5 protein-coding genes are annotated in these 10,571 nt (G+C 57.3%); all 5 read left to right on the top strand.

Annotated elements, in window-relative coordinates; translation table 11 throughout:
* Positions 1-492 precede the first annotated feature (492 nt).
* Entirely contained in the window at positions 493-1,530 is a 1,038-nt protein-coding gene (locus Q0J85_RS14835) for a GntR family transcriptional regulator (RefSeq protein WP_294483024.1), read from the top strand.
* A 96-nt stretch (positions 1,531-1,626) separates the two neighbouring features.
* Positions 1,627-2,391, top strand: coding sequence for a DUF1559 domain-containing protein (locus Q0J85_RS14830; protein ID WP_294483023.1), 765 nt, complete (start codon positions 1,627-1,629; stop codon positions 2,389-2,391).
* An 11-nt stretch (positions 2,392-2,402) separates the two neighbouring features.
* Complete coding sequence (locus Q0J85_RS14825; protein ID WP_294483022.1) at positions 2,403-6,536, top strand: glycoside hydrolase family 2 protein; 4,134 nt, start codon at positions 2,403-2,405, stop codon at positions 6,534-6,536.
* A gap of 9 nt (positions 6,537-6,545) precedes the next feature.
* A complete protein-coding gene (locus tag Q0J85_RS14820) occupies positions 6,546-7,721 on the top strand; it encodes a metallophosphoesterase (protein WP_294483021.1) in 1,176 nt (391 codons plus the stop codon).
* Between the two features lie 83 nt (positions 7,722-7,804).
* Positions 7,805-10,096, top strand: coding sequence for a family 78 glycoside hydrolase catalytic domain (locus Q0J85_RS14815; RefSeq protein ID WP_294483019.1), 2,292 nt, complete (start codon positions 7,805-7,807; stop codon positions 10,094-10,096).
* Positions 10,097-10,571 lie beyond the last annotated feature (475 nt).

Below are 10,571 nucleotides of genomic sequence, written 5' to 3'. Positions count from 1 at the left end.
TGCCGGATTGCCGCTTGACTGACGACGGGTTCTGATGTATCTCACACCGATTTACCCACAAATTCCCGTGAAGACCCGAAAATATTATACACCACAAATCAGAAAACGCAAGTAATGTTAATTGCCGAATCTATATAATCCCGTTTCGCCCTTTTCACAATCGGCCGCGCTGAAAAATCCCCGATTTTCCGGCATTCCGCCCCCGCCGGCCGGATTTCCGGGGAGCCGCGCCGCATCAGAAGCGGGAATGTGATCCGGGAGCGGCTCCGCCGGGAAAGGTGCGGCGGAAGATTCTTCACGGCATCCGGAGCGGATGCGCCGGCAAAACGTTCATTCAGGGCGGAATGCCGGACTGGAACCGCTCTCCGGGTTATGTTAAAAATTTATTTTTCTTCGATTTTCCCTCTTGACTTTTTCTTTTTTTCAGGTATAATTATAGATGTAAACAAAGTGTAAACATGATTCTCGTAATCGTTCTGATATAAAAGAAAAATGAACAGTCCAAAAGAAAAAATCATCAAGCGTCAGCCGATCGCCAAGTATATGCAGATCCGGAAATATGTGGTCGACACGGTGTGGAACTCCGGCACGTCCCCGCAGCGGATCGCCTCGGTACGGGAACTTGCGGCGATGTTCAACGTGAGCACGATGACGATTCAGCGGGCTCTGAAAAAGCTGACGGACGATGGATTCCTGATTGCCAGGCCGGGCATCGGGCTCTTCACGAATCCGGAACACCGGTGGAAATACGGCAACATCAACGTCATCGGCGTACTCGTTGCAGACGGGAAACAGATCTACTACGAAAAATATCTGTGGAAACTGCTCTCCGCCGTGGGCGAGGAGATCACCGACAGCCGGAAACTGATCTACCAGATCAGCTTTCTCTCCGAAAACGACAACCCGGCGGAAAGCCTCGCCGGGATTCCCATGAAAGGGCTGCTCTGGCTGGACCCCGAATTTGAGCCTTCCGAGGCGGCGGAAGAGTTCATCCACTCTCTGCCCATACCCGCAGTGATAATCAACGGCCATCGCACCGGACGCTCCTGCGTCTGCAACGACTGGGAGCGGGAAGGTTACGAAATCGGGCGGAAACTGCTCGCGGAAGGGAGGCGGCATCCGCTGCTCACGGCGAAACCCGATCACATGCCGCAGCTCGACGGCCTGCGCCGCGCATTCCGGGAGGCGGGAGTTCCGCTCGATACGGAAGAGATGCTGATTCCGCGCGGCGTGGAGATGATCGATCATCTGAACCGGCTTCTTGACCGCATCGGCACGCCGGAGGCGATTTACGCGATCGGCGGCACAATCCGCGACATCGAAGCGACCCTTCAGGAACGCAGGCTCGATCTGGATAAGTGCAGACTGATCGGCGAGCCGGTTATCCCGGAACCGTACTTCCGCGGCTGGCGGATCGAACACGATTTCGAAACTCTGGCAAAAACCGCATGCCGGCAGCTTTTCGCGGAAATGGATGGCGCTCCGCGGAAAAATCACGACATTCCCCGCAAAATCAGTGACATCCGGTGACGGATGTCCTCTCGATTCTCATACCTGTCACGGAGTTGAAACCACGGAAAGAAAGGAGTCCTCACCATGGTAAACCGGAAAGAAAGGTGCTTTGCAATGCGAAAATCATTTACGTTGATTGAACTTCTGGTTGTAATAGCGATCATCGCAATTCTGGCATCGATGCTGCTGCCCGCCTTGAACCAGGCGCGGGAAAGAGCCCGTTCGAGCTCCTGCCTGAACAACCTCAAACAGATCGGCAGCGCCGGCGCGATGTACACGCTGGAAAACGACGACTATATGTGTCCGACTCAACGCAACGGCAATATCGGCGACCCCCTGGAACGCCCCAGAAACATCAAGTTCTGGCCGGCGGCTCTGCGGAATTACCTGTCATTCAACCGGAGCGACAACGGCAGTGTCTACGCGAACGAAGAAGAGATCCGGCAATATAAAGTTCTGTACTGCCCCTCCTCGCCGTCGGTATGGTTCGGCTACAGTTTGAACCGCCAGCTGGGGTGCGATTATTACGGCCGGGCAAACGGCAGCAACACCACGGATGCGAACAGCCGGTACCGGAAAATAACCGGAATCAAAAGAACCTCACAGGCGATTTTCATCGCGGATTCCAACAATGAATCCACCGCTCTCAACCTTGCGGGCGACTATGTCTGGGGGGCGCGTACGGCCTGGGGGAGCGCGTTGGTGCCTCTGAATTTCGGCGAATGCGGCGGGACCGAATGGTACACGAGAATCCTGTATCGTCATTCGGATCGAGCCAACATCGTTTATCTCGACGGGCATACAGGTTCGCTTCCGATGCACAACGAGCAGGACACCCGGAATTCGGAAGACCGGAAAATCTACTGGGCTGAAATGTAAGAGAAACGCTTATGAGACGGTTTTTTTCTCTGGTTGCGGCCAGCTGCCTTGCCGCCCATCTGTCTGCGAAAGAAATTCCTCCCTATGTTCCTGCGCCGCATGATTTCCAACCGGCGCAGACGATTGAACCGGGTGAAGTTCTCATTCCAAACGGAGATGAATCCATCTGCCCGGCACAATTGACTACGGAACGGACGCTGAACGGAACGTGGAAATTCTCCGGCGTAATCAGCGCGGAAAAATCATTCCCCGCGGACGTGGATCTCGCTTCCGGCTTCATGAATCCGGAGTTCGATGACTCCGACTGGGATACGATTCCCGTTCCGCAAAGCTGGTTCTGGAAATATCCGGATGCAAGAAATCAGGCGAAACCGCATACCAGAGGTCTGTACCGCCGGAGTTTCGAACTTTCGGACAGCGACCTCGAACATCGCCGCGTGATTCTGAAATTCGGCTGTGTCGGCTATGAGGCGAAGGTGTTCCTGAACGGCCGGGAAGTCGGGACTCATCATGGCGATTTCACTCCGTTTGAAATCGATGCAACCGATGCGGCGAAACCCGGAAAAAACGTGCTTGCTCTCCGCGTGATCTCGAGTTTCGGCCCGACGTTCGGACGCCGGGAGAAGATCTCCCACGTCTACGGAACTCAATGGAGCATCTGGAGTTACAAGGCCGGAATCTGGCAGGATGTAACGCTTTCGCTGGAACCGGAACTGCGGATTCAGAAACTTTTTGTGAATCCGCGAATCGGGGACAATACGCTCGGCGTGAATTACACCATCCTGAATCATACCGGCAAAACATTTCAGGGAACGCTGGACGGCATCGTCACCGGTGCGATGAAAGAAAACGCCAACGCCCCGGCCGGAAAAATGTCCGTCACGGTCGAACTCAAACCGGGCATCAACACCGGTTCTATCCGGATCAGATTGAAAAATCCGCAGCTCTGGTCGGTCGACCGTCCCTGGCTCTATTACGCGAATCTGCTGCTGAGGGAAAACGGCCGGATCGTTTCAGCGGCAAACACCCGGTTCGGATTCCGTGAGTTCCGGACAAAAGACGGCAGATTCTACCTGAACGGCGAGGAGATCTACCTCTTCGGAGAGAACATTCCGTCGATCAGTTATGGAGGCAGTCCGCGCGCCGCGGCGGTTGACCGCCGCCTCATAACCGAATACCTCCTCACGATGCGCAACTTCGGATACAATATCATACGCACATCGCACCAGCCGGTCATTCCCGCCGTGCTGGAAGCCGCCGACGAGTGCGGCATGATGATCTTCCACGAATGGGGCTGGAGTTTCAACACAGAGATCGATGAAAAGGAGTTCCAGAAAAACAACCTTGAGGAGATCGCCGAATTTGTCGAAGCATCTTACAATCATCCCTGCGTTACAATGTGGTCTCTCGGCAATGAGATTCCGCACGGGAACCGTCCCGAAATCGCCCGGCAGCTGGATCTTCAGGTACAGCGCGTCCGGGCGCTGGATGGGCAGAAACGTCCGGTCAGCACCTTTTCCGGTTCCGCCGGATGGCAGAGTTACGGGCGCACGAAACTCGACACCGACGTGCATGATCTGCACACCTACGTGTCCCTGGCACGCCCATGGACGGAACGCAACGGAGAAGCCGATTTCCTCTATCAGGGGCTGCTGGAGATTTACGGAGAAAAAAAGCACCTCTCCCGTCCGCTCGTGGCGTGGGAAAACGTCGGATTCTCCTGGGGATTCCTGTACAATTCCAACAAGAATCCCGGATTCAAACGCAACAGCCCTGAGGAGTATCTGCGCTATGCGGAGGGCGAGACCTCCTGGGGGGATCCGCGCGGCATCGGATACACCGGCTGCATGAGCCTTGCGGAGGCCGTCGATCCGAATGTGAGCGACCTTGTGCCGATGACCCGGTTCGGCAAACGGATCTTCGAACTTTACCGCCTCGACCGCCGTTTCTCCGGTTTTGCACCGTGGTTCGGCAAGCCCGAACTCAAAACCGCAACCTTGTGGACTCAGCCGGTTCTGCCGATGATCCGCAACAACCAGTATCTGTTCCCCCGCAACCTCTACGCCGGGGAACGTTCGGACTGGACGCTCGAAATCGCCAATGATTCCAATCGCGATTACCGGAATCTCCGGCTCGTGCTGATGCTGACCGATGCGGATGGAAACACACTTCCCGTTTCAGAAGCGACGGTTGCGGAACTCCCCGCACACCGGAACTCCGCACAGCCGTTGACGCTGGCGATTCCGGCCGTAGCCCCGGGATTCCGGCAGCTGCGGCTCACGCTGTTCGACGGCGAAACGGAAATCGCCCGGAACTACTACAATCTGCGGCTCGCCTCTCCCTCGATCCGGACGGATGCGATCACTCCCGCACGCAACGTTTATCTTTATGACACGGGTGCACCGAAGAATGTCGCGAAACTCCGCGAATGGCTCGAAGCCTTCCGCATTCCGTACCGGATCACCCGGAAATTCAGCGGTCTGACACAGCCGGCAACCGTCATCGTACCCGCCGAAAGTGCGGAGAAGCAGAAATTCACCTTGCGCGACGAACCCGAAGTAACCGGTTTCCTCAACGACAACGGTATTCTGCTCGTGCTGGAGCAGCGGAATCCGCACAGCACGTCTCCGGTTCCGTCGCAGCTTGTGGAGTCACCGATGGCGTTCTGCGATCCGATCGTGCTGACACACCCGATCTTCGAGGGTCTCACGGCACGCGACTTCGACAGCTGGAACAACACCGAATGCGGCTATGTTCTGCATGCAAACTACATGCCGTTCACCGTGAATGCGCTCGCCGCGAAAGGGACCGTGCTCGGTCGTAAGGAAATCGGCATGGGAGTTGTCGAAGCCGCAACCGGAAACGGAAGCGGACGGGCGATTCTCTCGCAGCTGCTTGCGACCTCTTCCGTTCCGCAGGACAGCTCTGCGATGCTCTATCTGCGCAACCTCATCAGTTACGCCGTCGGCGCGAAAGAGTTGTGGAAAGAAGCACGTCCGCTTTCGAAAATGCAGGAGTCGTTCTTCTCCATTCTCCCCGAACGGATGGTGGCCGTTGATCTCGCCCCATGGACGACACGCGGCTTCTCGGATGAGGAGGACGGCGACCGGCAAGGGGGCTGGACCGATCAGGGAGCCAACGACTTCCGCATGATGCCGACGGGAACGGTCATGGAGGCCGACAACATTCCGTTCGAAATCATCGACCCGGCGAAAAACGGCGGCAAATCCTGCATCGTTCTGGCCGGAACCGAACGGCCATATTTTCCGCTCGCAGTCAAGGGGATTGAGGCAGGAAAGAAGTTCAACCGGCTCTTCTTCCTGCACACCGCGGCATGGGGAGACTCTCCAAACGCAGGACGTTACCGCATCCATTATGCAGACGGCAAATCGGTTGATATTCCGCTGATCGGAAAACGCAACATCGGCGACTGGTGGAGCGCCTCGCCGCTGCCCGAAGCCAGACCCGGAATTTTCCGCAAAAATCCGGCTGGACACAATGTGGGGACCTTCGTGATGGAGTGGCGCAACCCGATGCCGCAAAACGAGATCGCATCGATCGACTTTCTTTCGCCGCTCTATCGCGACAAGGCGGAAATCGACTGGGCCCCGACCGCAACCGCCGTCCCCGTGCTGATCGCGATCAGCGGCGAACAGGCCCATCCGAATCCTGCTGAGATCACCGGAAAGGCTTACAAACGGCTTCTGCCCGCCTGCGATACAGGTTCCAAGCTGCCGGGGAAGGTTCAGGAACGACAAAAAGATGGCCGCAGGGAGTGGAACATCCTCTTTCCCGCCTCTCAGGCAGGAGAGATTCCGGCAGCCTTTTTCCAGTTCGATCCCGCCGGGCTGTCGGAACAGTACGATCAGTTGACGCTGACGATCCGCAGTCGGAACGACGGCGCAGTCGAACTGCGGCTGCCGCAGAAAGACTGGCGCGGTTACTATCTGGGAACCCTCCGGCTAACCGGGGACAACAAACCCCGTACCTACCGTCTGCGGGTGGGGCGGGAACTGACCCGGAGCGCGGCTTTCACCTTCCGGGATCTGCGCGGAGAGCTGTTCTTCTTTCACCGTGCGGGAGACTCCGGAAACCGGCCACGGCCTGAGTTGAATTTCACCGTGGAAGCCATAACGCTGGAATAAAGTGATCGAATGAATACCGAATCCATCACCGATTTCTGCCGCAGAGTGCAGGCAAATACCGGGAGCGGCGGACTGCTCTTCGGAATGATCTCCGATACACATTTCGAAGAGAAGGAGGATCTGCGTGAATACGGAGCAAACGCTCTCTCGCACATCCGCAGCTTTGCGGCAGCGGGTCGCGCATGCGGCGCCCGGTTTCTCTTTCACGCGGGCGACCTCAGCAACGGCAACCGGCCGCTCGCGCAGACCTGCCGCGAGATCACCCTCGGCGCCGGGGCGATGCGCAGCTCCGGGCTTCCGGCACTCTTCGCAATCGGCAACCACGACGACAACACCTACTTCTGCCGTGACCACGCGCCGGACGGAAGCGATGCGCTTTCCGGCATGGCATGGCAGCGTCTGGTTTACCCTGACGGGCTGCCTGCGGGGGCGGTTGCCGCTCCCCGTACCGGAAACTGCTTCTACCTCGACCTTCCCGACCGGAAGATCCGGCTGCTGGTGCTCAATACAATTGACCTGCCGCTCGCAACCGGGCGTAACGGAAGGCTGAAGTACTTCATGATCAACGATCACGGCTTCTCCCGTGAACAGTTGGAATTTGTGGCGCACCGTGCCCTTGACCTGTCCCGTTTACCCGATTCCGGAGAGTGGGGACTCATTGTCCTTTCACACATGAGTCTCGGATTTCTGCCGAATGGCGGAGCGATGGAAAAGATTTTCCACGCATTCCAGACCGGATCCTGCTGTCGTACCGGAGCAGCCGACGTGAAATCCTGTCCGTTTCTGTTCGAGGGGCAGACCTGTTTCCCCTCCCCCGCCGACCCGGCGGACCTCGTTCACGAAGTCGAGGCGGATTTCACCGCGCAGGGACCGCATGAAATCCTCGCTAATTTCTATGGCCATGAACATCTTGACATCATCCGGAAAGAACGTGGTTTCCTCGAAATCGGTCTGCTTTCGTCGCTCTGTTACCGGAACAGTCCCGAAGCACCGGAACGGCAGTTCGGAAGTTCCAGCGAAGAGGCGTGGAATATGATCGCAATCGATCGCAGAAAGCGGCAGATCAATATCTTCCGTTACGGAGCCGGACATGATCTGACCGTTGCATTCCTCCCGTATCGCCAGGGACTTCAGGCCAAACCGATACCGGCACTTCGCGAAATGTCTCCGGCTGGACCGGCCTGACATCCGGTATTTTTGACAGGCCATTGGAAAAAGCCGCCGGGCGGCGTTATTGTATGGAAAAAAGGGACAGAAAACCTCACCATATGACAGATTTTATCACCAGATGGATCCGGCTCGAACAAAATGAGATCCAGATCAATCTCCACGCGGACTTCCGCGGTGTTTTTCACCTGCCGCGCAGCATCGCCGAAGCATCCATATCGGTCTCTGCCGACAGTGATTTTCTGTTGTACCTCGACGGGATGGAACTCGGCGGCGGACAGTTCAGCGATTATCCCGACCGGCCGACCGCTACGGAGTTCGCCGTCGGGCCGCTTGAAGCGGGCGAACACCTGCTCGCAGCGCTGGTCTGGTTCCGTGGAAAGGACTTTTCGACCTATCGGTGCGGTACTCCGGGATTCCGGTGCGAACTCAAAGCGAACGGATTCCGTTTCGGCAGCTCGACCGCCTGGAAAGCGCGGCTTGATCCGGCATTCCGCTCCGGACCGATCGAACATGTCACCGGTCAACTTGGATTCGTAACATTCTGCGACGGAAGAAAATTCGATAACTGGCAGCAACCCGGGTTCGATGATTCCTCCTGGAAGCCGGCTGTCGAGGCCGATGACCGCGGAATCCCGATGCCGCGCCCGGTTCCACGCCTCGCCCCCGGGAAACGGCGCAGTACTGTATTCGTCAGTCAGGGCTTTCTGTTCCGGATACGTGAATGCGGAACTTTTGCGGAAACCGTGTCGCAGGATCTCATGCGTCCGGTTCCGGCGGCCCGCTTTTTCGGGTTGCACGGGCTTTACGGGATTGGCCCGACCCGGCTCGATGAACCGCGCCGGATCCCCGCTCCGGCGGCTCCGGGAAACGGCTCTTTTGTGATCCTCGACCTCGGCGGGGAGTGCGCCGGGAAACTCGAAATAGAACTCGAGGCCCCTGCGGGAACCGTTGTCGACCTCTCACACGGGGAACATCTCGACGACGGGCGGGTGCGCTGCCGGATCTATGAACGCAACTTCACTGACCGCTACGTCTGTCATGCCGGCCGGAACCGGTTTGCGATTCCGTTCCGCCGCTCGGGCTGCAGATATGTGCAATTGAATTTTACGCATTCAGAAGAGCCGCTGACGCTCCATTACGCGGGGCTCCGTCCTCAGGAACTGCCGCTGCCGCCCGCAGCCTCCTTTGATGATGGGGACCGTCTTCACGCGAAACTGCGGAAAGCCGCGCTCAACACAATGCAACTCTGTATGCACGAACACTATGAGGACTGTCCATGGCGGGAACAGGCGCTCTACGCTTACGACTCGCGCAACCAGGCGCTCTTCGGCTACTACGCCTGGGGGAACTATGAATTTGCCGCAACAGGCATTGAACTCCTCGGACGCGGAATCCGGCCTGACGGTCTGCTCGAACTGTGTGCCCCCGCCCGGGTTCCGGTTACAATTCCGATTTTCAGCTGGATCTGGTTTGTCGAACTTTACGAGCAGTGGATGTACAGCGGCAACGACCGGCTCTTCCGCCTCTTCGAACCTCAGATGGAACAGATGCTCGATCTTGCGCTTGCGAGACGGGACAACGCCACCGGGCTCTGCCTTCCGCCAGAGGGGAATGCAATCTGGAACTTCTACGAATGGGCCGAGGGTCTCGACGGCAACGGCCACCATCCGGTAAGTGCGCCCTACAATTTCTACCTCACACTGGCGCTGCAATGCTTTGAAGCGATGAAGACGCTGGCCGGGAAGCCGGCTCCGAACCGTTCCAGTGAGCTGCTTGAAACCATCAGGCGCGTATTCCGGCGTCCGGACGGTTTTTTCGCAACCTATCTGGACAAAGAGGAACTCATCGGGTTCCACGAGCATACGAATGTCCTCGCACTCCGCCTCGGAATTCTGGATCCCTCCTGTTACGCCCGATTCATCCGGCTTGCGGAGGAGCCCGGGGTGATACCGGTCAATATCAGTGTACTGCCGTTCACGGTTGACGCAATGCACGGGGCCGGAGCGGAGGGACGGCGTCTTGTCGCCGAACGACTGACCCGGATATTCGCGCCGATGCTTTTCAAGGGGACCGACACCCTGTGGGAAGTTTCCGCCGGAGCGATTGGTTTTGACGGTGCGGGCAGCCTCTGCCACGCCTGGAGCAGTGTGCCGGTCTACTGGCAGGGAGCCTGTCAGCTTGGAGTCAGGCCGCTTGAGCCGGGCTTTTCCCGTTTTGCGGTCTCTCCCTGCCCGGGAACGCAGGAACATGTTTCCGGAGAAGTCCCCACTCCGTCCGGGCCGATCCGCATCGACTGCCGCCGGACTGGGGCCGGATTCAAACTTTCCGTGGAGAGCCCGCAGGGGCTCATCCCGGTAATCCTCCCGCTGGAAGAGTTTCCACTCCTCTGAAAAAAGAGCGGGATTCCTCCTCAAAACGTTGCTCAGCTGCCGGGCTCCCGCCTTCTGACATCTTTTCCGTTTTACCGGATGCACCCCTCCGCTCCTTCTTTCCCGACCATCCTGCAAGGCTCTATTTCAAGTGCTTGAATAAAAATTGCAACTCAAGTTCAAAAAAGATAAATATTTTTATATCTTATATTGATTATAAAAGAGTTACATCATATCAAAGTATGCGCCCAGCAAGCCCCATCTAGATTTGAGGTGGCCTGCGTGTTATGTTCTCTCCTGAACACGAACTATAGGAGGATGCCATGGGACGCGAAGGGCGAGATTATTGGGAGGCGCAACTGTCAGAATATTGGGACAGCGGCTTGACGATTCAAGAGTACAGCGAACTGAAGGAACTTCCTTACGAAAGTACCCGTCGCTGGATCCGAGTGTTGCAAAAGGCACGCCAGGATGATGTGAGCGACCCGGAATCGCT

The sequence above is a fragment of the uncultured Victivallis sp. genome, from assembly GCA_944389935.1.
Lineage (GTDB): Bacteria > Verrucomicrobiota > Lentisphaeria > Victivallales > Victivallaceae > Victivallis.
This window is presented reverse-complemented; position numbering and strand designations above follow the sequence as displayed.

What these genes read in the sequence shown, in the direction of transcription:
- Q0J85_RS14835 (WP_294483024.1), top strand. Translation starts at nt 493, where the DNA reads ATGAACAGTCCAAAAGAAAAAATCATCAAGCGTCAGCCGATCGCCAAG.
- Q0J85_RS14830 (WP_294483023.1), top strand. Translation starts at nt 1,627, where the DNA reads ATGCGAAAATCATTTACGTTGATTGAACTTCTGGTTGTAATAGCGATC.
- Q0J85_RS14825 (WP_294483022.1), top strand. Translation starts at nt 2,403, where the DNA reads ATGAGACGGTTTTTTTCTCTGGTTGCGGCCAGCTGCCTTGCCGCCCAT.
- Q0J85_RS14820 (WP_294483021.1), top strand. Translation starts at nt 6,546, where the DNA reads ATGAATACCGAATCCATCACCGATTTCTGCCGCAGAGTGCAGGCAAAT.
- Q0J85_RS14815 (WP_294483019.1), top strand. Translation starts at nt 7,805, where the DNA reads ATGACAGATTTTATCACCAGATGGATCCGGCTCGAACAAAATGAGATC.